Origin of the sequence: uncultured Chloroflexus sp. (assembly GCF_937129525.1) — a bacterium.
Lineage (GTDB): Bacteria > Chloroflexota > Chloroflexia > Chloroflexales > Chloroflexaceae > Chloroflexus.
This window is the reverse complement of sequence record NZ_CAKZNK010000143.1, coordinates 1-26,683: the sequence shown is the minus strand read 5'-3', so window position 1 is coordinate 26,683 and position 26,683 is coordinate 1. Positions and strand designations below refer to the sequence as shown.

The 26,683-nt window shown below is 57.7% G+C and carries 22 protein-coding genes, 1 tRNA gene and 1 riboswitch; of the genes, 9 read left to right on the top strand and 14 right to left on the bottom strand.

Translation table 11 applies throughout. The annotated features are described in order from the left end of the window. Positions 1–201: 201 nt before the first annotated feature. Positions 202–1,104: a sortase gene (locus Q0650_RS17170; RefSeq protein WP_298821196.1), complete on the top strand. Its 903-nt coding sequence runs from the start codon at positions 202–204 to the stop codon at positions 1,102–1,104. Positions 1,105–1,118: 14 nt separating this feature from the next. Then, positions 1,119–3,068 carry a hypothetical protein gene (locus Q0650_RS17165; protein ID WP_298821194.1) on the top strand — a complete coding sequence of 650 codons (1,950 nt, stop codon included), beginning with the start codon at positions 1,119–1,121 and terminating at the stop codon, positions 3,066–3,068. 145 nt (positions 3,069–3,213) lie between these two features. Here the strand turns inward: Q0650_RS17165 and Q0650_RS17160 are convergent, their stop codons facing one another. Next, complete coding sequence (locus tag Q0650_RS17160) at positions 3,214–3,648, bottom strand: phage holin family protein (RefSeq protein WP_298821193.1); 435 nt, start codon at positions 3,646–3,648, stop codon at positions 3,214–3,216. A gap of 123 nt (positions 3,649–3,771) precedes the next feature. On the opposite strand from Q0650_RS17160, the gene Q0650_RS17155 reads away from it, so the two are divergent. From Q0650_RS17155 to Q0650_RS17130, 6 genes are all read left to right on the top strand, one after another. Further along, positions 3,772–4,560, top strand: coding sequence for a class I SAM-dependent methyltransferase (locus Q0650_RS17155; protein WP_298821191.1), 789 nt, complete (start codon positions 3,772–3,774; stop codon positions 4,558–4,560). Between the two features lie 115 nt (positions 4,561–4,675). Next, positions 4,676–4,750: transfer RNA gene (locus tag Q0650_RS17150), tRNA-Ile, on the top strand. Positions 4,751–4,842: 92 nt separating this feature from the next. Then, a riboswitch (TPP riboswitch) is annotated at positions 4,843–4,958 on the top strand. A 95-nt stretch (positions 4,959–5,053) separates the two neighbouring features. Continuing rightward, positions 5,054–5,347: a thiamine-binding protein gene (locus tag Q0650_RS17145; RefSeq protein ID WP_298821190.1), complete on the top strand. Its 294-nt coding sequence runs from the start codon at positions 5,054–5,056 to the stop codon at positions 5,345–5,347. Then, entirely contained in the window at positions 5,340–6,155 is an 816-nt protein-coding gene (locus Q0650_RS17140; protein ID WP_298821189.1) for an ABC transporter permease, read from the top strand. The genes Q0650_RS17145 and Q0650_RS17140 overlap by 8 nt, the downstream gene beginning before the upstream one ends. Beyond that, positions 6,155–7,150, top strand: coding sequence for an ABC transporter substrate-binding protein (locus tag Q0650_RS17135; RefSeq protein ID WP_298821188.1), 996 nt, complete (start codon positions 6,155–6,157; stop codon positions 7,148–7,150). The genes Q0650_RS17140 and Q0650_RS17135 overlap by 1 nt, the downstream gene beginning before the upstream one ends. Before the next feature lie 78 nt (positions 7,151–7,228). Then, a complete protein-coding gene (locus Q0650_RS17130) occupies positions 7,229–7,996 on the top strand; it encodes an ABC transporter ATP-binding protein (protein ID WP_298821187.1) in 768 nt (255 codons plus the stop codon). A 198-nt stretch (positions 7,997–8,194) separates the two neighbouring features. On the opposite strand, the gene Q0650_RS17125 is transcribed toward Q0650_RS17130, so the two are convergent. The 13 genes from Q0650_RS17125 to Q0650_RS17065 all read right to left on the bottom strand — a co-directional run bounded on the left by Q0650_RS17125 (position 8,195) and on the right by Q0650_RS17065 (position 21,670). Beyond that, positions 8,195–8,440 (bottom strand): hypothetical protein, encoded by a 246-nt coding sequence (locus Q0650_RS17125; RefSeq protein ID WP_298821186.1) that lies wholly within the window; start codon positions 8,438–8,440, stop codon positions 8,195–8,197. Between the two features lie 15 nt (positions 8,441–8,455). Next, positions 8,456–9,613: an FAD-binding oxidoreductase gene (locus Q0650_RS17120; RefSeq protein ID WP_298821184.1), complete on the bottom strand. Its 1,158-nt coding sequence runs from the start codon at positions 9,611–9,613 to the stop codon at positions 8,456–8,458. A gap of 119 nt (positions 9,614–9,732) precedes the next feature. Next, positions 9,733–11,196: a replication-associated recombination protein A gene (locus Q0650_RS17115; RefSeq protein WP_298821181.1), complete on the bottom strand. Its 1,464-nt coding sequence runs from the start codon at positions 11,194–11,196 to the stop codon at positions 9,733–9,735. Positions 11,197–11,993: 797 nt separating this feature from the next. After that, complete coding sequence (bchD, locus tag Q0650_RS17110) at positions 11,994–13,904, bottom strand: magnesium chelatase ATPase subunit D (RefSeq protein WP_298821179.1); 1,911 nt, start codon at positions 13,902–13,904, stop codon at positions 11,994–11,996. Positions 13,905–14,008: 104 nt separating this feature from the next. Continuing rightward, positions 14,009–15,124: a magnesium chelatase ATPase subunit I gene (gene bchI, locus Q0650_RS17105; RefSeq protein ID WP_298821176.1), complete on the bottom strand. Its 1,116-nt coding sequence runs from the start codon at positions 15,122–15,124 to the stop codon at positions 14,009–14,011. 134 nt (positions 15,125–15,258) lie between these two features. Then, positions 15,259–15,453 (bottom strand): hypothetical protein, encoded by a 195-nt coding sequence (locus Q0650_RS17100; protein WP_298821173.1) that lies wholly within the window; start codon positions 15,451–15,453, stop codon positions 15,259–15,261. A 5-nt stretch (positions 15,454–15,458) separates the two neighbouring features. Then, positions 15,459–16,211 carry a DUF169 domain-containing protein gene (locus Q0650_RS17095; protein WP_298821171.1) on the bottom strand — a complete coding sequence of 251 codons (753 nt, stop codon included), beginning with the start codon at positions 16,209–16,211 and terminating at the stop codon, positions 15,459–15,461. Then, positions 16,211–16,372: a hypothetical protein gene (locus Q0650_RS17090; RefSeq protein ID WP_298821169.1), complete on the bottom strand. Its 162-nt coding sequence runs from the start codon at positions 16,370–16,372 to the stop codon at positions 16,211–16,213. The genes Q0650_RS17095 and Q0650_RS17090 overlap by 1 nt, the downstream gene beginning before the upstream one ends. A 43-nt stretch (positions 16,373–16,415) precedes the next feature. After that, positions 16,416–17,651 carry a chlorophyllide a reductase iron protein subunit X gene (locus Q0650_RS17085; RefSeq protein WP_298821167.1) on the bottom strand — a complete coding sequence of 412 codons (1,236 nt, stop codon included), beginning with the start codon at positions 17,649–17,651 and terminating at the stop codon, positions 16,416–16,418. 121 nt (positions 17,652–17,772) lie between these two features. Next, entirely contained in the window at positions 17,773–18,762 is a 990-nt protein-coding gene (gene bchC / locus Q0650_RS17080; protein ID WP_298821165.1) for a chlorophyll synthesis pathway protein BchC, read from the bottom strand. 84 nt (positions 18,763–18,846) lie between these two features. Then, positions 18,847–19,335 (bottom strand): 2-vinyl bacteriochlorophyllide hydratase, encoded by a 489-nt coding sequence (gene bchF, locus Q0650_RS17075; protein ID WP_298821164.1) that lies wholly within the window; start codon positions 19,333–19,335, stop codon positions 18,847–18,849. 17 nt (positions 19,336–19,352) lie between these two features. Next, positions 19,353–20,162: a class I SAM-dependent methyltransferase gene (locus Q0650_RS17070; RefSeq protein WP_298821162.1), complete on the bottom strand. Its 810-nt coding sequence runs from the start codon at positions 20,160–20,162 to the stop codon at positions 19,353–19,355. A 149-nt stretch (positions 20,163–20,311) separates the two neighbouring features. Continuing rightward, positions 20,312–21,670 (bottom strand): BCD family MFS transporter, encoded by a 1,359-nt coding sequence (locus Q0650_RS17065; RefSeq protein ID WP_298821160.1) that lies wholly within the window; start codon positions 21,668–21,670, stop codon positions 20,312–20,314. Positions 21,671–22,334: 664 nt separating this feature from the next. Here Q0650_RS17065 and Q0650_RS17060 point away from each other — a divergent pair. Beyond that, on the top strand, positions 22,335–26,683 hold a 4,349-nt coding region (locus tag Q0650_RS17060; RefSeq protein WP_298821158.1), incomplete at its 3' end, for an SdrD B-like domain-containing protein.

The following is a 26,683-nucleotide window of genomic DNA, read 5'->3' as shown; positions in this document are numbered from 1 at the left end:
AGACTATTGCAGACTACTCTGTCGTCGTGTATAATTCTTGCAATCAGTTTGTTTATCGCCGTTTCCTATTGCAAATCGTAGTAAACTTCTCGTTTTTTTAATCAAAAGAGGTACAAACCTGCTAAAATTGCAAATGTGTGAATGTATTGCACATTTTCACAATACAAACGTTTCCATTAAGGTATCGGAAACATCACGGTGATGACCATCCTTTCACAGCGACGATCCACCAGTCAGCAATGTTCATCTTCGCCGACACAGGCTGTCAGCGATCAGGAATTGCTGCAACATCTCCTCCTCCACGAACTACCGGCCCGGCGCGATCCATTGCGACCGGCGCAGTTACGGTCACGCGCTGCGCATCGCACAGAGGCGTTCCGCGGTTTTCTGTTGCGAACATGGTTTGATCAGGCCTTGTGGGTGGCCGAAGTCGTCCTGTTTGTCTCAATGATAGCAGTCTTTATCTACTGGCTGGCTGATGGTTACGGACGGGATTGGTGGCGAGCCTGGCAGGGTCAGACTGCGCCTGTTGTTACGCCCGCTCCGGTCGCGTCGCTGGCGCCGTCAGGGCCGGTCGCGCCTCCCGCAGCCGCGCCTCATCTGCCGGCGTTGCCTTTTACCGCGCCCGAGCTGGCAATTGAACCGCCTGATTACCTTGCTCCGCAACCGCGCGTGCAGCCGCTGCCCGCAACCGATCCCCGACCGCAACGGTTACGCATTCCGAGCATTAACCTTGATACGTCCATTTACGAGGTCTTTGTGGTCGAGGGTGCCTGGCAGGTTGCTGAGTATGCTGCCGGTTACCACCATGGTACGGCGCTGCCTGGCACAGTCGGCAATACGGTGTTGTCAGGCCATGCCGGATTGCGCGGCGCTGTGTTTCGTGATTTGCCGGCGCTAAAAGTCGACGACGAAATCTTGCTGGAAGCGGGTGGCTGGCTCTACCGCTACCGCGTGCGGGAAATGCGCAATGTCTGGCCAACCCAGGTTGAAGTGATGGATCCCACACCCACTCCTGTCCTGACTTTGATAACCTGCACCAATTGGGATACGCAACGCCTGATCGTCATTGCCGATCTGGTCGACTCGCGTCCGCTCAATTGAGGCGAGGAGGCTCTATGCCGCCGAAACCATCGCGCTCAGCTCAACTTCCGCCCGGTCGCGGTCGCGCTCCGGCCCCGTGGACAATTTGGGAGTTGATGGCGATTGCAGTTAGTATCTTGATGATCGTTGTGCCCCTGACACTGGAGGCGATGAACTGGATCCGCCCACCGGTTGCGCCGGCGCAAGGATTGCTGGCAGCAACCGAACCAACGGTGAGTCTCGAACAGCGACCACCTACATTTACGCCGGTGAATACATCGACGCCGGGCAATACGCCAACGCCGGGCGATACGCCAACGCCGGGCGATACGCCAACGCCGGGCGATACGCCAACGCCGGACAATACGCCAACGCCGGGCGATACGCCAACGCCGGGCGATACGCCAACGCCGGGCGATACGCCAACGCCGGGTAACACGCCGACGCCGGAAAATACCCCGACCCTGACGCCGACCAATTCACCAACACCAGGCATCACGCTGACACCCTCGCCAACCCCTGGTGTCACTCGCATCGGAAAAGTCGCTTCGTTGTCGGTCGCTGCGCCGGGTCAGATCTTCAGCTATAGTCTGTCTGTGACAACGCAGAGCGTCAGTTCGGTGACGGTGACATTGCAGGATGCGCTGAATTCACAACTGGAGCTGGTCGATGTTTCGGTGTTGTCTGGCGCCTGCACGCCCGGTCAGACAGTGATTTGTACGATTACGGTAAGCTCGTCTAGTCCGGCATTGGTTACACTGCAAGTTCGTGTCCGCACCACGGTAGCGGAAGGAACCGTTATTCCCAATCAGGCGACACTCGATCAGGGTGGCACGCAGATCGCTATCTCGAACCTGGTAAATGTCACTGTCGCCGGTCCGCCACCGCCAACAGTGACCAATACTCCTACCAATATTCCTACCAATACTCCCGCTTTGACAGCAACACCCGTAGATACCCCTATTCCGAGCACACCAACGCCGGTGCCGACAAATACACCGGTCGCGACTGTGATACCGGCACCATCACCGACTCCACGTCCAACATCACCGCCGACGCCGCGGCCTCCCGCTCCGCGGCCTCCTGCGCCGACCGAGCCGCCCCCAACCGCCACCGCGCCATTGCCGCCGCCGGCTTTGCCAACCGAGCCACCGCCGCCAGCTCCGGTAGCAACGGTTGCGCCGCGTCCAACCGCGACTCCCCGTCCACGCCCGCCAGCCTCGCCTACGCCTGTGCCGGCTGCTTCACCGACGCCGACACCAACCGAGTCGCCTGCGCTGGCCGTCTTCAGCGAGAGTGATTTGCTCTTGCGGTTGAGCAGTGATTGGGGGAGTGCCTACGCCGGTCAAGATATTGTTTTCACCGTAGTGTTGGGTAATACTCATCCGGCGCAGACGATTGGCGCAGTGAGTCTGCGCAGTGTCATGCCGTCGAACCTGCAAGTGCTGGGCGCGAACGCCAGCCGTGGCGCTGATCCGACGATCAATGGGCAGACAGTTACCTACATCTCGCCCGATCTGGCCCCTGGCGAGCGGGTAGAAGTAACCATCGCTACCCGTATTCGCTCCAACGTAGCCGCCGGGACGCTGCTGGTGGCGCAAGCTCAGGCGAGCTACAGCGGTCTGAGCCGACCGGTCTTTTCGAATATCAGCACGGTATTGGTGGTGGGAGCGCAGCCGGCGATGACCGGTACGGCAACACTGGCGCCAATGATGAGTCCGACAGTGACGGTAACGGCCAGCCCAACCGTTCTGCCTGCTACTGCAACAGCCACTGCTTCACCTGCCGCCACGGCAACGGTCAGCAGCGGTATTGCTCCAACCGCTACGGTGACAGCTACGCCACCGGCAGCCGGTGGTCAGAGTGGCGGCCCGGCTCCATTGCCGGAAACCAGCGCCGGCATTCCGCTTCTTGGCGTGTTACTGCTTGGCGCGACGCTGCTAACGCGCACTATTCGGCTCCACCGCGCCCGTGAGCGGCTCTAATCCAGAGGTGTTCGTCGCTACGGTGACAGATGACCCAATACTGACGGGACATCTGTCACCAACCGTAAAGCTGGCGGTTGTGGTGTTGGTATTGCCGGTAAATAGCCCGCTGGCTGCGCGTTGTGTGCTCTCAACCAGGGGCAGATCACTGTTGCCGGCGCTCAACCACAATCCGAAACTGCACATCACCGGCCAGGTACTGCAACGTGGTGCTGACCAGTGAGATGACCATTCCTCCAAAGAAAGCCGGCCAAAAGCCGTACACTACGAAGTCAATGCCCAACTGATCGGCCAGCGCCGAAGTAAGGCCAAGCAGCAATGCATTGATAACCAGCCCAAACAGACCTAAAGTGAGCAACATCAGCGGGCAGGTCATAAGGAGAATGAGTGGTCGCAGCAACACATTCAGCAATCCAAATAGCAGCGCCACGATCCCAATTTGCCAGCCTGGCCCGCTAAATTCGATTCCCGGCACAATCCATACTGCGGCAAAGATTGCTAACGAGTAGATCAGCCAGCGCAGGAAGAGCCGGCTCAACTCGCTGCGGGGTGGAGTTGGGGTGCTTGAAGGTTGATGCATGGTAATGCTCCTTGTGGTCGCGTGAGTGAATGCTCACCGACTCGCCGATCTATCACGAGTATGATACTATACGGCGCGGCGCTATTCGGGTCGCCGGTTAGTAAGATCATTGACGAACAAACGATGACAAAGGTTGAAGAAACGGCATTATTTGCTCGCGTTGCTCAGAGCGCGCGAGCTGATGGTAAAGAAGCCTATTTTCGTCTGCACCGTTACCGTTTCGCTGCCATGTTGCGCGCAATGGGATCGGCCAATGGCGCGCGTGTGCTCGAAGTTGGGGTGACACCAGGACAGTTTACCGAGCTGCTGGTCGGAGCCGGTTTCAAGGTCAGTGGCGCCGATCTCGACCCCTTTACCCGCAAGGCATTGTGGGATCGGCTGGGGGTAGAGGTGCGACAGGTAAATCTCGAACGCGAGCCAGTGCCCTATCCCGATGCCAGCTTCGATTGGGTGGTCTTCTCCGAAGTGATCGAGCACATGGTCTATTCACCGTTGCCGATCTTGCGAGAGTTTTATCGCGTGTTGCGCCCCGGCGGGAAGTTGTTGATTACTACTCCCAATGAACTCTACCTGAAGAGCCGGATGCGCGCTATCGCGCGGATGCTGCTCTGGCAGAGTCTGAACACGCGCGAGGAGTTTCGCCACCAGATGCTGCTCGAAGGTGAGGCCCGTTACACCACTCATAGCCGTACCTACACCATGGACGAGCTGACCTGGCTGGTTGAGCAGGCTGGTTTTCGTATCGAGCTCAAACGGTTTGAGGCGCCGTGGGAACGGGTAGGTCTCGAAGCGGAGCGCCTGCTGCATGCGCCACATCGCGTTCTGGCCAAAGCGATCTTCTTTGCCCTGACCGCAATCATTCCACCGACGCGGTCAATGTTGCTCGTCGTCGGGCAACGACCGACCGGTTGATCTCGTCGTTTTCGACATAACAATCGCTTATCGACCATACGGTCACGTGGCTACTGCGAGGTGATGTCCAACCGAATTGACGGTATGCCATGTCTCTCGTTATAATAGGGGCAATGGGCCGCTAGCTCAACGGCAGAGCAATCGGCTCATAACCGACAGGTTCTCGGTTCGAATCCGAGGCGGCCCACCAGCAACGACCGGCGCGCGCCGGTCGCCTGCTTTTCCTGCTTGACAGATAGCAAACTTACTTCTATCATCTTCATCACAACTTGCAATGCGCGTTTGCGCAGCCAGGGGGGCCGGGTGAGCCCGGCTGAGATTGCGACCCAATTGATGTCGCTGACCCTTTGAACCTGATCTGGGTTATGCCAGCGGAGGGAAGGCTTTATGGTCAGGCTACCGTCGCTTCCTATCGCTGGAACGACGGTTTTTTGTTTTGACACAACCCGACCCGCGCGCCGGTGTGGTCTTCACCCAAGAAAGGAGCATTGGTATGCCTGCTGTCACGGTAAGTTTCGAGGTTTTACCCGGTGGCCTGCCCGACAAGGCAACGACATATGCCGCTGTCGATGCCGCTATTGCAGTGGTCGCCGAGAGTGGTTTGAGCTATCGGGTTTGCCCGATGGAGACAACGATTGAAGGCGATTACGATGCGATTATGGCAGTTATCAAGCGCGCTCAAGAGGCGGTGCTGGCTGCCGGCGCCAGTCGTGTCTTTACCCTGATCAAAGTTGATTACGATCCCGGTGGTTCCTCAATTGCCGAGAAACTGGCAAAATATGAGTAACGAGGCTTCTCCGCCCATTTCTACCCCCACCACAATAGCGCCTCGCCTGGCCTGGCGAGTGCGGATGGCAGCGTATGGCCCACCTGCTCTGCTCGTGATCGGTCTCCTTCTCTTCTGGGAAGCTGTTGTCTGGTATTGGGCCATACCGGTGTGGTTATTGCCTCCACCTTCTCGCATTGTGGCCACACTCCTCGACAGTCTGCCGACTCTGACCGGGCATACGCTGTCTACCCTGACGGTCACCATTCCCGGTTTTGCGCTGGCGCTGGTAGTAGGGTTTAGTTTGGGCGTAGCCCTTGATGCTTCGCCGCTGTTGCGGCGGGCGATCTACCCGCTGCTGGTAACCTCGCAGACGGTGCCGATTGTGGCTATCGCGCCATTGCTGGTGGTTGGCTTCGGCTTCGGCCTCTTCCCCAAGGTGCTGGTCGTGGCGCTGGTAACCTTCTTTCCCATTGTGGTCAATACCATCGACGGTTTGCAGAGCGCCGATCGTGACCAGCGTCGCCTGCTCGAAGCGATGGGGGCTAGCTACTGGCAACTGCTGCGGTTGCTCCGCTTACGCGCAGCATTACCGGCCATCTTCACCGGCATCAAAGTGGCAATTACCTACAGCGTGATCGGCGCCGTCCTCGCCGAGTGGATCGGCGCGAGCGCCGGGTTAGGGGTCTACATCGCGCGCTCGCTGCGCGCTTTTCGAACCGATCAGGTCTTTGTCGCGGCGCTGGTGACATCACTGCTCACCATTGCGCTCTTTACCCTGGTCAGTCTCCTCGAACGCTGGATCGTCTTCTGGAAAGGAGAACGCTAATGCGCAAATGGTTCTTCCTTGTGCTCATCTTGTTGCTGCTGACTGCTTGCGGCAGCGGCCCCGCAGCTCCATCCGCTAACCAGACACCACTCACCAGGGTTCGGGTTGGCCTTGATTGGACGCCCAACACTAACCATACCGGCCTCTACGTGGCCCAAGACAAGGGCTACTACAGCCAGCAGGGTCTTGATGTCGAGATCCTCGGCGCGCAAGAGGGTGGCACAGTTGAGCAACTGGTTGCCACTGGCCAGCTCGACTTCGGCATCTCGTACCAGGAGGCCGTGACGCAAGCGCGCGTTGAAGGGGTACCGATCGTCTCCATCGCGGCCATCATTCAGCACAATACCAGCGGTTTTGCCAGTCGTCGCGAAGAGGGCATCACCAGCGCACGCGATTTCATTGGCAAAAAGTATGGGGCTTTCGGATCGCCCATCGAGCAGGCAGTGATCAAAGGTTTGCTTGAGTGTGAAGGGGTAGGTGATCAGTTCGAGCAGGTGCAATTCGTCGATATTGGCAGCTCAGATTTCTTTGTCGCCACCGAGCGCGACGAAGTTGATTTTGTCTGGATTTTCCAGGGTTGGACTGGTATCGAGGCTGAGATTCGCGGCGTGCCACTCAATGTCGTCATGATGAATGATACCCGGTGCATACCCGATTACTACACGCCGGTCATCATCACCAGTGAGCAAACAATTGCCGAAAAGCCTGATCTCGTGCGGCGTTTTCTCGCGGCGACCAGCGCCGGTTATCGCTTCGCAATTGAACAACCCGATGCTGCGGCTGATGTGTTGCTCAAGGCAGCTCCCGAACTTGATGCGGAGCTGGTGCGCCGCAGCCAGCAGTATCTGGCCAGCCAGTATCAGGCCGAAGCGCCGCGTTGGGGCGAGCAAAAGCTGGAAGTCTGGCGCGCCTATGCGCAGTGGATGGCCGATCGCAATCTTATTGCGCGTATGATCGAGCCTGAGAAGGCATTTACGAACGACTTCTTGCCCTGATGACTCTCTGACGGCTGTCGTATCTGCATTCGGTGCGGCAGCCATCCCGCTTGTCGCATTTATCAGCGAGTATGCGTTGTGGCAACCCTTGAACTACGTTCCATCAGCAAGACCTTTTCAACTGCAACCGGTTCGGTGCCGGTGCTCGACCGGCTCAATATGCGGATCGCCAATGGTGAATTCGTCGCTGTCATCGGGCCAAGCGGCAGCGGCAAAACCACGCTCTTCAACATTATTGCCGGCCTGGAACTACCCGATACCGGCGCAGTGTTGATCGACGAGGTTGAGGTGACCGGGCAGCGTGGTCAGGTAGCCTATATGCCGCAACGCGATGCTCTGTTACCATGGCTGTCGGTGATCGAAAATGCGGTGTTGGCGACAGTCGTTCAGGGTGGCGACGTGTCAGCAGCGCGCCGTGAAGCGCGCGCATTGCTCGCCGATTTTGGTCTGGAAGGTTGGGGTGATGTGCGGCCTGCCCTGCTTTCAGGTGGCATGCGCCAGCGCGCCGCCTTTCTGCGCACCGTCCTCTGGCATCGTCCGATCATGCTGCTCGACGAACCGTTTGGCGCGCTCGATGCGCTTACCCGCGCTCAGTTGCAGCAGTGGCTGCTTGGGTTATGGGATCGGCTCGATCGCACGGTGGTACTCGTTACCCACGACATCGATGAGGCGATCATTCTGGCTGACCGGATCTACGTCTTAACCGCCCGTCCGGCCCGTATTGCGCTGGAAGTGCCGGTGGAACTGCCCCGTCCGCGTTCGTACACACTCGTCACCGATCCGGCTTTTGCCCGGCTGAAACGGCAGTTGCAGCAGGTGTTGGTGGATGGAAGTGGTCAGTCATAAGCGGGAACGCACAGCTATCGCAGTCAAACTGATTGCAGGTGTGAGCAATCGGTACGAGGAGAAGAAGGGGCGTTTCTCTTGCGCCGCTTTTCCTCACTTTTCCCTGGTGTAAGCAATTGGTACGAATAATGAAGAAGGGGACGAGCATTGCCTCGTCCCCGCAATAGCACTGGCAACCAGGCCACAAGCAGCGCAACCTCACTCCTCTGGTGGTAGCGAGGTGGTGATGTCGTACACCAACACCTGCACGTCAAGCCCCTCATTCGTCAGCAACGAAATAGTAAATTCGTTGGTTGCGTTCTTAATTGCCTGTTCGTCGGCAGCGGGAGCGTAAGCGCGAATGCTGGCCTCTTCCGCCGATACGCGCGTTACCCGCGTTACCGCGCTGGGGCTGGCGGCAGTAATCCGGCGCTGAATCTCGGCAATAGCTTCATCAAGTGTCATGGTTCATCACCTCGTTTAAATGACATTGAATTCGGATGCGAGCTGGCCACGATGGAATCGGTCAATTCGTAGTTCATCGATATTGATGGTATGCGCTCGTCCGTCGATCACTTCTTCTGCGATCAGCAAACCGGTGGCCGGCGCATGCATAATACCATGACCGCTAAACCCACTTGCGTCAATGTACCCTTCCAGTTCGGGATGTCGGCCCAATACCGGGTTGTGATCGGGCGTAATTTCGTAGAGACCGGCCCAACACTGTTGCTCGGCCAATCCTGCCGTTTCCAGCAGCGGAAAGCGGTGAATGCCGGCCTCGATCACCGCCTCTAGCCAGTCCCAATCTACCGTCGTATTCGTGCTGCTTGGTTCATTGGGATTCGAGCGTCCCATCAGGATACTCTGCCCCTCACGTCGCATGTAGAAGCCGGTGCCGACATCGATGGTTAACGGAATCGGCGCACTGATCGCCGGGAACGGCGTCGTCATGTAGACATTGCGCCGATAGGGGCGAACCGGCAGGTTCAATCCGGCCAGTGCCGCCACTTCACCGGCCCATGGGCCAGCGCAGTTGATCACGATCTCACAGCCAATGGATCCGTTCGGTGTTGTGACGCCGGTCACGCGCCCACTGGTGATCTGAAAACCGGTCACTGGCGTGCCACGTCGCAGGCGAACGCCATGGCGTTGCGCGGCGCGCAGATAGCCGAGCGCAATGCCGTAGGGGTCACAATAGCCATCGTCTGGGCCAAATGTTGCGCCAATCAGGTCATCGATCCGCATGCCAGGCACAAATCGCGCCGCTTCGTCAGGAGTTAGCACCTCGACTCGCACTCCCAGTTCGCGCTGCATAGCCACGTTGCGCATATACTGCGCCCATGTGCTCTCATCGTTGATAAGAAATAGATAACCGACCTGGCGCAACTCGGCGTGGCCGCCAACTTCCGTTTCAAAATGGCGCAGTCGTTCGATGCTATATTTCGATAACAATACATTCGTGCGCGAAGAGAACTGGTGTCGTACACCGGCTGCTGAACGGGCTGTGCTGCCGCTGATTTCGGCTTCTTCGCGCTCTAGAATCAGAACATCGCGCCAGCCTCGTTCGGCCAGATGAAAAGCGATACTGGCTCCAATCACGCCTGCGCCAATAATGATCACCTGCGCTCGATCATCCATCGTTCCACCTCAGCTCCAACGCACTTGCGTTGGCGTTCATCTTTTCATGACATTGACAATTCAGCCGTATTATTTCCATTCGTTTCACGTAACTCTTCACTGCAACTGTCAACGTTACCTCATTTCCCTTTTCGCCGGGGCGACGGTTTGGGTGGCAATTCGTCGGGTGGCAGTTGTGGCTCTTCGCCAGGGGAAAGCTCATCTAACGGAACCGGCGGCGTTGGTGACTCCGGCGGTCGCTGCCGACGTTCCTCACGCCACGCCAGTCGTTCGCGCGCAGTTGCCTCAAATCCGCGCCCGGTCGGTTCATAGTAAATCCGTCCGGCCAGATTGGGTGGCAGATGTTCCTGATCCGAACGGCCTTCCGGCAAATCGTGAGCATATTCGTAGCCTCTCCCGTACCCCAGCCGTTTCAGCAACGGTGTCGGCGCGTTACGCAGGTGCAACGGCACCGGCTCGTTGCGCGTTTCGGCCACGTCGCGCTGCACTGCGCCGTAGGCCCGGTAGAGCGCACTACTCTTCGGCGCCAGGCAAAGGTAGACTACTGCCTGTGCTAGAGCCAGTTCGCCTTCGGGTTGACCCAGGAAATGTACTGCTTGCTGAGCAGCGATCGTCTGCGGTAGAGCCTGAGGATCGGCCAGGCCAATATCTTCAACGGCGATCCGCACCAGGCGACGAGCGATGTAGAGCGGATCCTCACCGCCATCGAGCATTCGCCCCAACCAGTAAAGTGCGCCGTCGGGATCGCTATCACGCACGCTCTTGTGTAGGGCCGAGATCGCGTCATAGTGCAGTTCGCCACGCTTGTCGTAGCGCGTGGCCCGACTTTGCAGCGCGTCGCGAATGTCATCGACCGTAATCAGCCGCGTCTCGCCGATTGCTGGTGGTTTCGAGCGAGCAGCAGCCTCAAGCGCATTGAGTGCAGTGCGCGCGTCGCCGTTTGACATATTGATCAAGTAACCGCGCGCATCGCTGGCCAGCATAATCTTCATCTCACCCAGGCCGCGCTCGCGGTCGTGGAGCGCGCGGTCGATAAGAATGCCGATCTCTTCATCGCTCAGCGCCTCAAGGGTAAAGACGCGCGCTCGCGAGAGCAGGGCAGAGTTCACCTCGAATGACGGATTTTCAGTCGTGGCCCCGATCAGGATAATGGTGCCATCTTCGACATAAGGCAAAATTGCGTCTTGCTGGCTCTTATTGAAGCGGTGAATTTCGTCAATGAACACGATGGTGCGCTGCTGAAACATGCCCAGGCGGTCTTTTGCCTCTTGCACCACCCGACGCAGATCGCTGACTCCGGCGCTCACCGCACTGAGTGGCTCAAAGTGGGCATGAGTACTATTAGCAATAATCTGAGCCAGCGTCGTTTTCCCGCTACCCGGCGGTCCCCACAAGATCAGCGAAAAGAGCTGATCGTTTGCAATCGCGCGGCGCAACAACTTGCCCTCGCCGATGATGTGGCTTTGACCAACAAACTCGTCAAGCGTGCGCGGACGCATGCGCGCCGCTAATGGCGCCTGATTTTGCAACGTCTGCTGGCGTTGCGCGTCAAACAAGGTTGGGCCTCGCGATTTTGGCGGCATAGGTTTTCGTTTACTAACCCCCGCTTTGTACTATCTCTGATTGTAGCATAATCTCGATTGCGTTCCGATATTCCGCCGCTCTGTGGCAACCGGCAGGTTGCGCGCGGGTCTGCTCACTGACCAGCTACCCTGATGGCGCTTACACATTGCCATCTGTCTGCCAGTTCTGCCGGCGTGACCGCCAGGCACCCGGTGGTGGAGTAATTGAAACGAATACTATTAGATGCAAACCACATGGGTCATGTCATGGGGGAATAAAGAGCTATTGCCTCGCTGTAACTCTATGTCGTATGCTGTAAGCAAGTGAATACGACGTTGCCCCATCAGTGGAGAGGCAACCATACAGTGAGCCTCACAAGACTGTGACATCACCTCTGTCAGCCCCTGTTGCCCCTCTCCCGCTCTCCTCCTTCCCTCTGCTGATGGGGCAGTCGGCACCACGAACATCGGCAACCATGCAGGTTGCCGATACTGTTTTGTGATCGGTGCTATCAAGCCGGGAGATCGACCGATTTCACCTGGAGGGCCGCCTGTTTGACGTAAAGTGCGCACATCGCTGTCAGGTTTATCGACAGTGGATGGCTAGATGCCCGTCAGAAAAACCGGATTGAGACTTATGCTGAGGAGTGTGGGGCAATCGCGTGTCTGCGACCTCTTCTGCCTGAACGTGTTGTTTGCTTCTAACCGTTCCCGTGGGATAACAGTCAGCGTGTCGTTCGTACCGGTCAGAGCTGTCTACACCCGCAGCGCGAGGAGGATGGCGTTCACTGCGGCCATCCTCCTCGCGCTGCCGCCAATCACGTCTCTTCGCTGGCCGCAATCACTGCATTCGCAATCTGATCGCCTCGTCCGTTTGGCAGGTAAACATAGCGGCCACCCAACCATGCCGCCAGTTGCTGCGCTTCACCCCGCGAAACGAAGCTGCGTTGGGTATCGATCACCACCGCCCCAATTCCGGCAGCGCGCAGTCGTCCGGCCAGTTGTTGCACTTCCTGGCGGGCCTGCTCCAGTCGGCGGTTTTTGTCCATGGTCTGATCCGCCTTAAGCGGCACGTTAGGTCGTCCGTCGGTAATCAGCACGATAGTGGTGCGGAAGATACCGCGCGCGCGCGCCTGTTCGCTGATCTGATAGGCGGCCAGCAGTGCTGCTGCCAGCGGTGTTCCTCCGCCGGTCGGCAACACATCGAGCGCTCGTTTGGCCAGTTCCACACTCTGAGAAGGTGGTAATAGCAGATCGGCCCGTTCACCGCGGAAAGCCAGAAGCGCCACCTGATCACGATGAACATACGCCTGCTGCAAGAGGGCGTTAACAGCTCCCTTGGCCTGTCGCATGCGATGAAGCGCCATCGAGCCGCTGGCATCGACCAGGAAGCAGAAGAGTGTGCCTGCCTTTGAACGGTACTTCTTGATATGCAGGTCATCGGCCCGCAGGTGAATGCGGCCACGCCGGTGCTGGTGGTAGTGATGCTCACTGGCCCGCAACCGCTGCCAGGGTGCCGCTGCGCGCAGCGTGGCGATCACATCAAGCCGACCTTGCCCTGGTTTACCTGGCACCGAGCGGATATGTCGCCCGCGCTGGCCGGAAATTGTGCCGCGCGATCCGCTGCGTCCGCGCCGACGCACAGTAAACGGTGTTTCGAGAATGTCGGGTGGCACCTCAGTCTCCATCGCAGCCAGGATCAGATCTTCGATAGTCAACTCATCGTCTGGTGGTTTGGGTGGTTGTTCCTCCTCGTCAGGGGATTCATCCTCTTCCTCGCGCTGACCCGGTGGTGGTGGCGCCGGTTCCGGCGTCGGCGGAGGTGGCTGCTCTTCTGCCTGATTCATTTCCGGTAATCTGGTAGCGCGCGGCAGCATCACCAGGCGCACAGCCAGTTCAAGGTCTTCGTTGGTAACCTCATCGCGTCCTGCCAGCGCTGCTGCCGCCCGTGCCGCGCGCGCGGCAAACATGTCAGCCCGATGGCCCTCGATACCCAGTGCCAGCGCAGTCAGACTCAACTGACGTATCTGGTCATCGGTGATCGTCACGTTGGGCAAAAGTTCGCGCGCGGCCAGAATACCGGCCAGTACCAGAGCTTCATCGTCTTCGTAATCGAGATTGGGCTGTAAATTGCGTCGCACCACCTCGGCTCGCGTGGTCACCGGCGCTTTGCCGATTGGCGCTACGATCAACCCCAACCGATCAAGCAGGTGGCGGCGTGGCGGCCCTTCGGCTAGATCGTATGTGACCAGTAAGACAAAGCGGGCCGGCTCTACCACCGAAATCCCTTCGCGTTCGACGCGCGCGACACCGCTGTCGAGCGCGCCGAGAATGTGATTGATCGTGCTATCGTCAAGCAGATTGACACTATCGACGTAGAGCAACCCACCGTGCGCGCGGGCGAGCAGGCCACTGCGATGCACCCGTTCGCCCGTCGCCAGCGTGGCCTCGATATCGATCCCGCCCAGCAATCGATCCTCGCTCACGCCCACCGGCAGCTCGACCAGATTGCAGGGTAGGGTCGGATCAAACTCGCGCCCGTTGGCCAGCATACGAGCAAATGCTCGCACCAGCGCGCTCTTGCCGGTACCGGCTCCTGCTCCGATAGCAACCCCGCCGAGCAGTGGATCAACCGCCAGGAGCATAAGCGCCTGCCGCGCTGTTTCCAGGCCGACAATCGCCGTGAAGGGCAACGGCGCTGCCGGTATGTCTCGCGCTGTTTGCACCATACACTGGCTCCTATGTGCGTGAATTAGCGATGCAGATCACGCTGCCAGACGAATCGGTCATCAAACATGTTTGCATCTTTGCGCCCTCAGCTCAAACTCGAGCGCTAAACCAGAACCTCTTCCACGGCGCGCTCGATCCGTACCGCATCGTCTTGCGTCTCCAATGGATCTTTGCGCAACCGGTGCCGGAGTGCCAGCACTGCAATGCGCCGCACGTCATTCACACTCACCTCGTTGCGCCCCTCAAGCGCTGCCAGCGCTGTGGCCGCGCGCGCCAGCGTCAATTCACCGCGATGCCCGTCAACTTCGAGTTTGACACACAGTTCGGCAATCTTGTACAGCACCGGATCGGGGAGTGCGACCTCTGGCAGACGACGCTGCGCTTGCTTGATCTTGCGCTGCAACTTTTGGGTCTCTTTCGACCACTTCTCAACAAACGCAAACGGATCGGCGTCATATTCCCGCCGGCGTTTAACGATCTCCACTCGTTCATTGACATCGGTAATGGTGGTAATGCGGGCATGCAGGCCAAACCGGTCGAGCAACTGCGGGCGTAAATCACCCTCTTCCGGGTTGCCCGATCCCACCAGGACGAAGCGGGCCGGATGGCGCACGCTGATGCCTTCACGCTCAACGACATTCACCCCTGATGCGGCAACGTCAAGCAAAACATCGACCAGATGGTCTTCGAGCAAATTCACTTCATCAATGTAGAGAAAGCCACGATTAGCGCGGGCCAGCAGACCGGGGGCGAAAGCCTGTACGCCTTGGGTCAAGGCGCGTTCGATGTCGAGAGTGCCGCAAACCCGGTCTTCAGTCGCGCCGAGCGGTAAATCGACTACTGGCACCGGAATGTTGATTACAGCCGGTTTTTTGGCTTTGCCGGTCGATTTGGGCACGGCTCGACACTGATCGCACAGGCCGGCAGTTCGATCCGGTGCGCACGAATAGGGGCAACCGGCAACCGCTTTGATCGGAGGCAGCATCGCGGCCAGCGCCCGCACGGCGGTTGATTTCGCTGTGCCGCGGTGCCCCATCACCATGACGCCGCCAATTGTCGGATTGACGACGCAGAGCAACAGGGCCAGTTTCAATTCAGCCTGACCAACAATCGCGACAAACGGATACGGTGGAACTGGCGCATTTGGCAACGGAGTTTGACCGTTTGTTGACGGTTCAGAGGTTGCGACGACCTGGTCTTGTTCTTGTTCTTTGCTCATTGCGCAGCACCTTTGCAAAATGAATGAGCGGGCACATGCCCGCCCAACCCCATTCCATCCACACAGGCGGGACATCTAACGACTACCCGATCACGACAGGCGACGGGTATGCCACAATCCCGCTGGGTTTCGCGTTATCGCTGCGACTTGACCACCGATCCGGCTGTCGGCTTCCGCCCATTGCGGGTGCGGCGCGCAAAGGCGGTCACATTCGTCCACAAGAATGTGAGACCGAGGCCAAGGACGGTCAGGATCAAACATGCCCAGCACAGGATTGCTGGCGTCAACGGACCGATCATTTGGGTGGCTTCTCCGAGTCCGCTTGGCATAGTGTTCACTCCTCTCGCGGTTGCTTTGCCTTTGCGGCATACGACGGCATTATGACTTCTCGCATCTTCTGCGGATCGATACGGAAGTTCTCTATTAATTCTACCACGTAGCGCAAATGTGATCGCGGGATGGAAACGAACATTTCGCTCGGATCGAGCCGGTTATGCATTCGTCCGCCGCCGTCGCCAATCGCAAAAACTGAATTTTTCGTGTGCCACGGCGCAGCGAAAATTGAGGCGCATGCACTGGCACCCAACTCGCCGACCGGAAACGTGCCGATTCGCACACTGGCCGCGCCGGCAATTTGCATTGCGCGTTGCGGGTCAACCACACACACCATCAGATCAACCGGCACGCCATCGGGAACATCATCAAGCGGCGCGGCTGCCAATGCCTTGATCATCCCTGCCGGCAGCGAGTAGCTCTGACGCTTGTTACAGGCCGCTGCTTCAGGCGTATAGAACCCCTGAGCGTCGGTGAGATATACCCCTTCGGTGATATATGGCCCCGGATCAGGGTTAAAGCCGAGATGGTATTGTCCGACCCAACAGTCGTGGTGGTTGGCATCAACATAGACACGCCGACCCTGTTCCGCTTCGCGCACAATCGCACACGCCACAATGTTGACCGGTTCGTACCCTGGTGGCGGCCCTTCGTAGCAGTAGGTAATCGCGACCGGTCGACGCTTCACCCGCATTCGCTCAATCAACAGGCGGTTGAGTTCTTTCAGATCTGGCAGTTCATCGTGTTCATTCATTACCGCCTCCAGAACGGATTCTGCGACTCCGGGTTATCGGCGTGTAGTGCCGCTGCGGTTTGACCCCAGCGCCAGATCCATCCCTCGATCCACCAGCGCACTCTGAGCATCAGTGGCGCTACCCGATACTCCATCGGTTTGGTGACCAGGCGTAGCCGCATCGCTCACCTCCATCATCCGGCTCGCGGTTACAATGCCGCTTGACTAACGGTAAAATGGACTGGCCGGACGGCGCAGGTCAACGTAGCGAAATTGTTCGCCCGAACGCTGCAATGCGGCCAGTATCGCAATTTTGCTGTCAAGATCGTCAGTGTTACCCATACAAATGGTGGTGTGTCCGTCAACGGTTAACGTCATGCCCTTTTTCGGGTCATAAGCGGCCTCGGTGACATACATACCCAACTCTTTCAGCAGACGCTTCACCACCATCCGGGTAGGCGCATCCATATCCGGTTTGTCGCCAACGGCTCGCTCCATCAAACCCAGTGTGATCACCGGCGCCGGTTGACGGATCGATTTGCCGCCAAATAGCTCCTCGGCGCTCGCGCCATCGGGGACAATATCAGGCTCTTCGGCGCCAAACACACTCAGGAACTCTTTGTATTCGAGTGGTCGCACATCTTCCATATTGACGACCGGCAGGGTGCGGTCGATGATCTGGCGGGCCAGGCGGTCGAAGATAGCATCAAAGCGCGGCTCTTGCAGTGCCAGCTTGCAGGCATCAGCCAGTTCGCGTACTGTGCGGTCAAGCGGGATGCTGGCCAGGATCGGCAGGTTAATCTTTTCGGCGAAGCGAGCAGCCACGCCGCTGCCGTCATCGCGATTCACAACCAGCCCCAGCAACTTCGTGCGCCCACCCATACTGGCAAAGTATTTGGCGGCGCTGGCGATATTGTTGGCGGCGTAAAGGCTCTGGCGGTCATTACCGCACAAAATGATCACCTCTTCCGCCAGTGATCGGGAGAGCGGAGTCGCAAAACCGCCGCATACCACATCACCCAGAAAGTCCATCACCACATAATCGAGTGCCCACTGGCTGAGGCCAAACTTTTCCAGCATATCGAAGCCAAAGGTGATACCGCGTCCGCCGCAGCCGCGTCCAACCTCGGGGCCGCCGATCTCGCAGCCGTAGACGGTTGCGGCACCATTCATAATGGTAGTCTTAAAAATGACGTGGTGGGCTGCCAGTTCTTCTTCGCGTCCGGCTTCTTTGAATTCACGCCAGACATCGCCAAGCGTAGGCAGGCTTACACCGCCAAAGAGCGCATTGCAGCTATCGTGCTTCGGATCGCAGCCGAGCTGGAGCACGCGATTACCCAGCAGCGCCAGTTTGCTGACCAGATTGGTGGTAAAGAATGACTTTCCCATGCCGCCTTTGCCGTAGACGGCCAGCATTCGCGCAGTTGAACCGCTTTGTTTCTGCCTGGGATTCGCTGGCATACTCGGTGTCTCTTTCCAGGTGGTGACCTGGTTGCATCAGGTCACCACAATCTTGCTAAAACTGAGCCTACTACCGGGCGTTGTGATCCACCGCTATTTGATCGCTCACAACCGGATCCTGTCAGGTCGGATCAGCGCCATTCTGTGGCCATGTCACAACCACTTTTAAGCAAGCAGGGTCTTCGAGCGCCAGGCGATAGGCAGCCTGAATCCGGTCAAGTGGCACGTGATGCGTCAGCAATCCATCAACATTCAATTCACCACTGGCGAGCATATCGCGCACGCGCGGGAGGTCGCCGTCGGGACCAAACTCCCATTCACGCGCGATCAGGATCTGCGCTTCCCGCATAAAAACCGGCGCATATGGAATATTGATATGGTCATAGTAGCCGAGCAGTACCACCCGCCCGTGATTGGCGAGCAACGGCAGCGCGCCTGACAACGCTCCCATCGAGCCGGTCGCCTCGATCAGGACATCTACTTTTGCCTCACCAATTGCCTCATCAAGCGACTCGCGGGTAACGTCGATAACCTGATCAGCCTGGCTGGCCTGCAAGCGTACTGCAACGCGGTCGGCAACGGCGACGTGGTGCGCGCCGACCAGTTTCGCCAATCGCGCTGCCAACTGGCCAACAATGCCCTGCCCCAACACCAGTACGCGGTCGGTGCGGCGGATCTGACCGATCTTGACGCCGTGTAACGCAGTGGCCGCCAGCGCTAACAGCACGCCGGTAGCCGGATCAATTGGGCCTAACGGCACTACCCGTTCGTGCTCGGCGGTAATATACTCGCTCTGTCCGCCCCAGGCTGCATTGACGCCGCGGAAACAGCGCGCGCCGCCGATATACACCCACTGTCCGAGTAACTCCTTAGGCGCTTTGCTTCCGACCTGCACCACCTGTCCGACCGTCTCATAGCCGGGCACCACAGGGAAGAGGAGTTGGGGCTGTGGCAACCGTCCGTCGAGCAACATGCGCTCAGTGCCGGCGCTGATCGAGGTAAACGCGGTTTTAATCAGCACATCACCGGCTTTCGGCTCGTTGACCTGCACCGTGCGAATTTCGATCGTATTCCGTTTCGGAATAACTACCGCGCGCGATTTGATCGGCATACGACGATCTACTTTCTAGTACGCCGAAGCGTAAATTCTGGTCAGCAACACTACCCGAAGATACCGATTGAATGCTTCACCCGATCAGGAAGCCTTCGAAGCTCCGGCTGCCTGCGCCTGTAATTGAGCCTGCAACAGGCGACGCTCCTTCGCCGAACGGATCCCACGCCAGAGGAATTGGCCAGCGTTAAACAGGTAGGTCACGTAGGCAAACACCATCACCCACATCACTGTGCGGTCATCGAGCTTGAGCCAGACCGCAACGAAATAGGCGTTATGGGTCAGGATCGCGATCAGATTGCCTAAATCTTCCCAGAAGAATTCAGGCGCCATAAAGTATTTCCCGTAGATGTCGTGTTCCCACAACATTCCGGTGATCGTCAGCGCCCAAATCAGCGCAATCTTGATCCAGACACTGATCGTCGCGATCCAATACCCTTCACCCGTAGCAAGATAGCGAATAACCAATCCAAAGCTGATGAGAAAGACGATAAACTGAATCGGCGCCAGGATAAACTGCGCTTTTGTCCATGGCGAACGGTTACGCCGTTCGAGCTGTTCAGGAGTGTACATAACCCGTGTCCTCCGCATTATTCGCTGGTTGCCGGCGTTATGCCACCGACGCGACTCACCGTCAGAAGAAACCGATGTTCAACCACCTGGGGTTCGTTCAAATCAGGCCAGCGTTGTTGGGCCCATGCCTGCACGCGCTCGATAGCCGCTGACAGGATGTCATCGCTCAAGGCCCAGGTTTCGGCGTCAATCCGAGCAGCCATGCCGCTGATCACTTCGGCGGGGCTGACAGTGCGTTGCCAGCGCGCTGCTTCAATCGGTTCACCTGCCGGCGCGCCAAGTTTGGTCAAATGCTGACTCACCGCAGCGCCGGCGCCGGGTGGACGCGCGCCAGGGAGCAGATCCATCACAGCCTGCCGTAGTTGTCCGCGGAGGAGACCGACACACGAGGCCGGGTCACGCCAATCGGTGCCCTGAATGATTACCCCACCCATTCTGGTTACGCGCACCATCTCGGCCAGCGCTGCCCGCCAGTCAGGAAGGAGATGGAGCACGTGCACTGCCAGGGTGGCATCGAACGTTGCGTCGGCGAACGGCAGAGCCTGGGCATCGGCTTTAACCAGCGACAAAACCAGCGCTGCCTGCCTGGCTCGCTCGCGCGCAGCAGCCAGCATTCCGTCTGAAATGTCGATCCCGATCACCTGCCCGCCGGCAGCGGCAACCGGTAAGGCAATGCGTCCGCTCCCAACACCGATCTCTAGCACGCGCGCGCCGCTGCCAATCTGAGCCATAATAGCTTGCCCGATCGCCGTTGCTACTGCGGGTGGATGGGCGCGCTGGGCATCATAAACGTCAGCAATTTTATCGAAGGCAATCTCAAGCGCCATACCGGTAAGGTCTTTCCGCCGGGCAGGTGAGCCGGTTTTGTTTCAAGCGAACCAGAGCAGTATTGACACAAAGCATGGGAGGTCGGCAAAGCAGCCTGTGTTTGACGTTGAACCTGCTCGCAAACCTTGCGCCAATCCGCTCACAACTATCAGGAAGCCGTATCCATTGCCAGGGCGGTCGTAATATCCCGGCGCGTGAGACCTTTAAACTCTTGCACCGAAATTCCGCGCAGAATACCAATGGCAGTGACCATTAACAGCGTTTCGATACCAAACACAAGACCATAGCCGACAGCGGGAGAGACGATGCCACCTTCGATCATCACTGTATGGCCGAGACCGCTGATGACATTCGCAAAACCGTTGCCCAGACCCTGAGCCATGCCCCACATCCCCATATACAGCCCCGTCTGGCCTTCAACGGTCATTTCCATCATCATCGCCAGCGCGCCGACATTGAAGAACCCAATCCCCAGCCCCATGATCAAGAGAGCGGGCATAATAATGCTCTGCTGATGCGTGAATGCAGAGATGGCCAGCATCGCCAACCCACCGGCAACACCCAGGCCGCCCAGGGTTGCAATGGTCTTCTTGGCAATCGAAAAGATACTTGACAGAATACCGATGGTCAGCATGCCAAGCAGTGCGCCAGCGCCCCAGTACTGTTGGAAGGCGGCAGTGTCTTTTTGCGGCAGACCGAACACTTCAGCGCCAAATGGCTCGAGAATGGCATCTTGCAAGAAGATACCCATAATCGCCAGTAGCACGAAGAGGAAGAAGCCACGCACCTGGGGATTGTGGCCCATCAGATTCGTCGCTACGCGCCACGTCTCAATTGGACCGGCCTCACCCTTTTCAGGCGCTGCCAGCAGGAGTTTGCGGTGCTCTTCTGGCGAGATAGGTTTTTCCAGGCCGAGCACGCCGAGCAGTACGGTCACCGTCACGATGATCGGAGTCAAGTTGTACAACTGTTGCATCGTCTCGGGTGAGTAGGTCGGCATAATGGCGCGCGACACGCCCGCCGAAACGATGCCGCTGATAATGACGGTCGCCCAGATGAAGGCCACAACGGCGCCGCGCTCTTTCGGTGTTGTAACCTCGGCAATCAGTGCATTCGATGAGCTGCCGTTCATCGCCATCAGCACGCCAAAGATAAAGATCAACGCAAAGGCTTCGATCGTGGCGATAACGGATCGCTCGCCTAACCCAACCGCAATACCCGGCAAGGCCATAAAGATCAATGCCGCGCCAACGTTAGAAAGGATGACATAGGGTGTGCGTCGCAAGCCGAAGATCGGGTAGCGATCGGTGAAACGACCCCAGTAGACCTGGAAAAACGAGATAAAGTGATGGAGACCGATAAGGGTGGTGACAATGACTGCCATTGCGCCCAGGTCAGCAATTGAGACCCGGTTAAAATTAAAGGTTAACAAAGCGAACATCCATCCGGCGCCAACCCGCATGAGCGAGAGGCGAAAGGTTTTGACGGCGAAACGGATCAGGCCCATTACGCGCACCTTTCTAGCTGTGAGAGAGGCGAATAACGCTGTAGCGCGGAGTTCGCACTACATTTTTTCAGGTGACATTAAGCATTCGCTACTTGCAGACGCGGCGACCGGTCACTGTAAATATTCGAGGTTTTCGGGATGTTCTTTTCGGCGTGAGTATAGCATATATTACAGTCGTGTGCAATATTTGCAAAAATTGTGCAATCGCTTGTCAGTTTCAAAAAATTGCATATATGCATGAATTTTCGTCAGAAATGCGCTGCTCTCTTGTTTGAAGTCTTATTGCAAAGAGGTAAGGCGTCGCTGAAGGTTCAACCAATCAGGTATGATTGTCAATTGCATGGCAATCGGTACTATTCGGGCAGAAGCCGGGTATTGTGACGGTTGCGAACTCTCTACCTTTTGGTAAGAAAGGTTGCGACCGTATCAGTCAGTTTCAATTCACAAACCAAACCAGGCCGCCTTCATCACAATTGTGTGCCGCGATATGCGCCGGTTGTCGCTGCCATCAGATCGATGACGATACGTTTGAACGTTCGTCGTCAATTCTGGTAATGCATTGGTTCGGCGTCAGGCATATACTTTTTCTTGACCATTCGGTCGCGTTTCGGTTGTTGCTCAGCAACTGATGCAATCGTTGTCTTCACACAGGAATATGTGGCGTATGTCGCAGCAGTTCATCGTTGTTCGCCGCTCGTTGTTGAGCGTTCTGTTGATTGTCGCGCTGATGGTTGTGGTTTTGCGGCCTGATGTGGTTTTGGCTAATGCCACCGTCAGTGTTGTGCTCAGTACGAATTTCCCGGTCGTGAATAGTGGCGATTGGTCGGTGATCAACGTCGATTACAGTTGTTCGAGCGTTGTCAATACACCGTGCGAAAATGCCACTGTAACGATGGTGATCCCGCCAGAACTGGCCGGTGGCGCCGGTGATGTGCAGTCGCTCGGCGCTGGCACAATGTCTACCTATAACCCGGCTACGCGCGCGGTTACCTGGACGTTTAATGCGCCGCTTTCCGCCGGCAGTACCGGTCGATTGGAGTTGCGCGTGCGCTTCCCCGCCGGCACAACCCCGGATGGAACTACAGCTACGCTGCGCGCCGAGATGCGCTCTACAACTGCGCCGCCGCGCCTTTCTAATCTCCTCACCATCACGGCGCGCGCCGAACCGCGCGCGGTGGCAGAGAAGACGTTTGTTTCCGGCGGCGCGCCTGATGTGCCGACAACGTACCAGTTGCAGGTATGTATTCCTGATAATGGCTCTGGCGCGCTGAATCTGACGAATGTCCAGATTGTCGATACGCTTCCCGCCGGCGTTGTCTTTGTTAGCGCGTCTGATGGCGGTACCTACAATGGCGCCACGAATACCGTGACATGGCCGGCCACCAGTCTTTCTGTGCCTGCGCCACTCTGTGTGACACGCTCGGTCACAGTGATCTTCCCTTCAACTACCTTCACCGTTGGCGCCGAGGTGCGCAATGCAATGGAGGTCACTGCTCAGGCCGGCTCGGTGACCCTGACTCTGACCGATGATGATGTCCGTCGCATTCAGCCTCCTACCCCTGGCTACGGGTTTGGCAAGAATGGTCCCGATTCGGCGCTGGTCGGCAGTACTGTGACCTATACGATCAGTACAGTTAATACCGGCACGACCGAGTTGAATGATGTGGTGGTGACCGATCCGGTGCCGCCAGAGCTGGAAGTTACCCGCATCACTGCCGGTGGCGGCAGTGTCGCCGGGATCCGCGTTGCGCTCGAGTACGCGACCAATCTCAATCCATCGTTTACCGCTGTTCCTGGTAGCCCCTTTACTTCGACCAGTTGTGTGAATATTGCGCCGAATACCGGCGGTGGATGCAGTACCCTCACCCTCGCTGCCGGTGAACGGATTACCGCCATTCGCTGGCGCTATCTCGATCCGCTGCCGTTTGGTTTCAGCGCTACCGGCCATAACTTCAGCGCCGTTGTGACTTCAGTGCCGGTGAATGCCGTGATCGTCAATCAGGCGACCAGTACGTTTACCTATAATGGTTATACTGCCACCCGCGTCGATGAAGCCCGGACGCGGATTATTGAGCCGGGATCGCGCGCGGAAGTGAATAAGACGGTCAATCCGACCATTGCCTATGCCGGCGATACGGTGGAATATACGATTACCCTGGCAAACACGCCAGTGGGCAGTCCGGCTGCCAGTATGATCGATCCGGTGCTGGCCGATCTGCTGGTGCAAAGCCTTATCTATGTGCCTGGTAGCTCCACAGTTGTCGCGCGTCCGTCTGGCGCGCCTGATCCAGTTTTAGAAGTCATCAATAATTACAATGGAACGGGGCGCACTCTGCTGCGCTGGCGCTGGAATGGCTATAGCCTGCCGCCTGGCGAGTCGTTTACGATCCGTTTCCAGGCCCGCATCGATCCGGCAACGCTGGCCGGCACGATTACAAATACTGCGGCGCTGGCAGCTTTTGCCAATCCATCGGATGAGATCTTTATCGACCGGTGCAATAGCCAGTATCCTGATACGAATGATCTTGATGGCGATGGCAATACCAGTGAGCTGATCTGCTCGTCGTCGATCACCAGTTTGAGCCTCGCTGCAACGGCGAGCGCCGAGTCGGCCAAGTGGGTGTTGGGTCAGCTTGATACTGAATGGACGCGCGATCCCGATACCGGTCTTACTACGCCTGGTGGTATGGCCGACTATCGCTTGATTATCACTAATACCAATTCAGTGGCCTTGACCAATCTGGTCTTGATCGATATTTTGCCCTGGGTTGGTGATGTTGGCGTGGTGCGGTTCAACGATTCGCGTGCGAGCCAATGGCAACCCTATCTGGCCGGCCCGATTGAGGCGCCTGATGGCGCGACGGTGTACTACAGCACAACCAGCAACCCGTGCCGCAATCCTGACCTGGGTTTGACGGATATTAACGGTAATCCCATTGATTCCCCTGGCTGTGTCGATCCGCAATGGTCAACTGAATTGCCCGCTGACATTACGACAGTGCGCGCAGTGCGGATCGACTTCGGTAGCCGCATTCTCTACCCGCAAGACTCGCTCGTTATAACCTGGCCGATGCGCGCGCCAGTGGGTGGCACACCAGGTGAGATCGCCTGGAATACCTTTGCTTATCGGGCGACCGACATTAATGGCAATCCGTTGCAGGCTGCCGAGCCGCCACGGGTTGGTATTAAGCGTGGCCCGATCATCCCGCCCTCTTACGGCAACTATGTCTGGCTTGATGCAAACCTGAACGGTATTCAGGATACTGGCGAAGTCGGGGTGAATGGGGCGCGGATCGATTTCTATGAGGATAGCGATGGTATTGCCGGACCGAGCACTGGCGATCGCTGGGTTGGCTTTACTCTCTCTGGTCCCGATAACGATGGCAACCCTGGCTACTATCTCTTCTCTGACGATAATGACATTTTGCCAGGCAATTACTATGTGCGGGTAACGCCGCCGGCAGGTTATGGTTTCACCACTCCCGATCAGGGTGGCGATGAGAGCCGCGATTCGGATGTTAATCCCGCAACTGGCTACAGCGCTGTCACTGAGCTGGTGTCGGGTGAAAATGACGATACCTGGGATGTGGGTCTGGTGAGGGTGACGGCGGTCGGTAATTATGTCTGGATCGACCGCAATGGCAATGGAATTCAGGATGAACCTTCCAGTGATGGCGTTAATGGCATTACGGTGCGGCTGTACGATGCCAGTAATACACTCATTGCCGAGACGGTGACCGGCGATGATCTGCTTGGAAATCCCGGCTACTATCTCTTTAGCGGTTTAACTCCGGGTAGCTACACGGTCGAGTTTGTGTTGCCGACTGGCTTCTCGTTTACCATCGTTGATGCAGGTAGCGATGACGAACGCGACTCGGATGCCAATCCGTCAACCGGGCGCACCGGTAGCTTTAGTCTGGCTGCCAATCAATTGGATCGCAGTCGTGACGCCGGTTTGCTGGTTCCTGACGGTACGCTCCGGTTGGGTGATCGCGTCTGGCTTGATCGCGATAATGATGGACGCTACGAGCCGTCTGATGGTGAGAGTGGGATCGATGGCGTTCGGCTCAGTCTCTTCCGTGATGTGAATAATAACGGTACCCCTGATCCGGGTGAGTACGTGGCTGGCGCAGTTACTGGCACGGTCAGTGGTATCGCTGGCTATTACCAGTTCACCAATCTGGTCGCAGGGGTCTACATCGTCGTGATCGACGATGATAACTTTGCGCCGGGCGGCGCACTCTTCGGGATGCGGTCGAGCAGTGGCAACGATCCGGCGCCCGATCCCGACAATGATATTGATTACGATGATAATGGTGGTTTGATCGGGGGAACTGTTCGTTCGTTGCCAGTGACGTTGTCGGTCGGTGGTGAACCAACCGGTGATGGCGATAACGCAAACGGCAATCAGACGCTCGATTTTGGGTTTGTAAACGGCGCTGCTCTTGGCGACCGGGTCTGGTTTGATACCGATAACGATGGCGTGCAGGATACCGGCGAACCGGGCGTGGCTGGCGTGACGGTTGAGCTGCTTGATGGTAGTGGCAATCCGATCGATAGCAATCCGACTGCGCCGGGAGTGCAACCAACCTTGACTGTCACCGATGCTGCTGGACGCTACGGCTTTACCGGTTTGGTCGCCGGCTCTTACCGGGTACGCTTCAGCAACCTTCCCGCCGGATTTAGCTTTACGACCGCTGATCAGGGTGGCAACGATGCGCTCGATAGCGATGTCGATTCTGGCGGTTTGACGCCGGTGATCACGCTGGTTGCCAATCAGACCGATGTGACCTGGGACGCCGGACTGGTCGCGCCGTTGGCTCGCCTGGGCGACCGGGTGTGGAATGATCAGAACTATAACGGCATTCAGGATGGTGGAGAACCTGGCATTAGTGGGGTGGAGGTGCGTCTCTACCGGCCCGGTTTTGATGGCGTTGCCGGCACTGCCGATGACGAACTGGTTGCCACTGCTACGACCGATGCCAATGGCAATTATGCCTTTACCAATCTGGC

What these genes read in the sequence shown, in the direction of transcription:
- Q0650_RS17170 (WP_298821196.1), top strand. Translation starts at nt 202, where the DNA reads ATGACCATCCTTTCACAGCGACGATCCACCAGTCAGCAATGTTCATCT.
- Q0650_RS17165 (WP_298821194.1), top strand. Translation starts at nt 1,119, where the DNA reads ATGCCGCCGAAACCATCGCGCTCAGCTCAACTTCCGCCCGGTCGCGGT.
- Q0650_RS17160 (WP_298821193.1), bottom strand. Translation starts at nt 3,648, where the DNA reads ATGCATCAACCTTCAAGCACCCCAACTCCACCCCGCAGCGAGTTGAGC.
- Q0650_RS17155 (WP_298821191.1), top strand. Translation starts at nt 3,772, where the DNA reads ATGACAAAGGTTGAAGAAACGGCATTATTTGCTCGCGTTGCTCAGAGC.
- Q0650_RS17145 (WP_298821190.1), top strand. Translation starts at nt 5,054, where the DNA reads ATGCCTGCTGTCACGGTAAGTTTCGAGGTTTTACCCGGTGGCCTGCCC.
- Q0650_RS17140 (WP_298821189.1), top strand. Translation starts at nt 5,340, where the DNA reads ATGAGTAACGAGGCTTCTCCGCCCATTTCTACCCCCACCACAATAGCG.
- Q0650_RS17135 (WP_298821188.1), top strand. Translation starts at nt 6,155, where the DNA reads ATGCGCAAATGGTTCTTCCTTGTGCTCATCTTGTTGCTGCTGACTGCT.
- Q0650_RS17125 (WP_298821186.1), bottom strand. Translation starts at nt 8,440, where the DNA reads ATGACACTTGATGAAGCTATTGCCGAGATTCAGCGCCGGATTACTGCC.
- Q0650_RS17120 (WP_298821184.1), bottom strand. Translation starts at nt 9,613, where the DNA reads ATGGATGATCGAGCGCAGGTGATCATTATTGGCGCAGGCGTGATTGGA.
- Q0650_RS17115 (WP_298821181.1), bottom strand. Translation starts at nt 11,196, where the DNA reads ATGCCGCCAAAATCGCGAGGCCCAACCTTGTTTGACGCGCAACGCCAG.
- bchD (WP_298821179.1), bottom strand. Translation starts at nt 13,904, where the DNA reads ATGGTGCAAACAGCGCGAGACATACCGGCAGCGCCGTTGCCCTTCACG.
- bchI (WP_298821176.1), bottom strand. Translation starts at nt 15,124, where the DNA reads ATGAGCAAAGAACAAGAACAAGACCAGGTCGTCGCAACCTCTGAACCG.
- Q0650_RS17100 (WP_298821173.1), bottom strand. Translation starts at nt 15,453, where the DNA reads ATGCCAAGCGGACTCGGAGAAGCCACCCAAATGATCGGTCCGTTGACG.
- Q0650_RS17095 (WP_298821171.1), bottom strand. Translation starts at nt 16,211, where the DNA reads ATGAATGAACACGATGAACTGCCAGATCTGAAAGAACTCAACCGCCTG.
- Q0650_RS17090 (WP_298821169.1), bottom strand. Translation starts at nt 16,372, where the DNA reads ATGCGGCTACGCCTGGTCACCAAACCGATGGAGTATCGGGTAGCGCCA.
- Q0650_RS17085 (WP_298821167.1), bottom strand. Translation starts at nt 17,651, where the DNA reads ATGCCAGCGAATCCCAGGCAGAAACAAAGCGGTTCAACTGCGCGAATG.
- bchC (WP_298821165.1), bottom strand. Translation starts at nt 18,762, where the DNA reads ATGCCGATCAAATCGCGCGCGGTAGTTATTCCGAAACGGAATACGATC.
- bchF (WP_298821164.1), bottom strand. Translation starts at nt 19,335, where the DNA reads ATGTACACTCCTGAACAGCTCGAACGGCGTAACCGTTCGCCATGGACA.
- Q0650_RS17070 (WP_298821162.1), bottom strand. Translation starts at nt 20,162, where the DNA reads ATGGCGCTTGAGATTGCCTTCGATAAAATTGCTGACGTTTATGATGCC.
- Q0650_RS17065 (WP_298821160.1), bottom strand. Translation starts at nt 21,670, where the DNA reads ATGGGCCTGATCCGTTTCGCCGTCAAAACCTTTCGCCTCTCGCTCATG.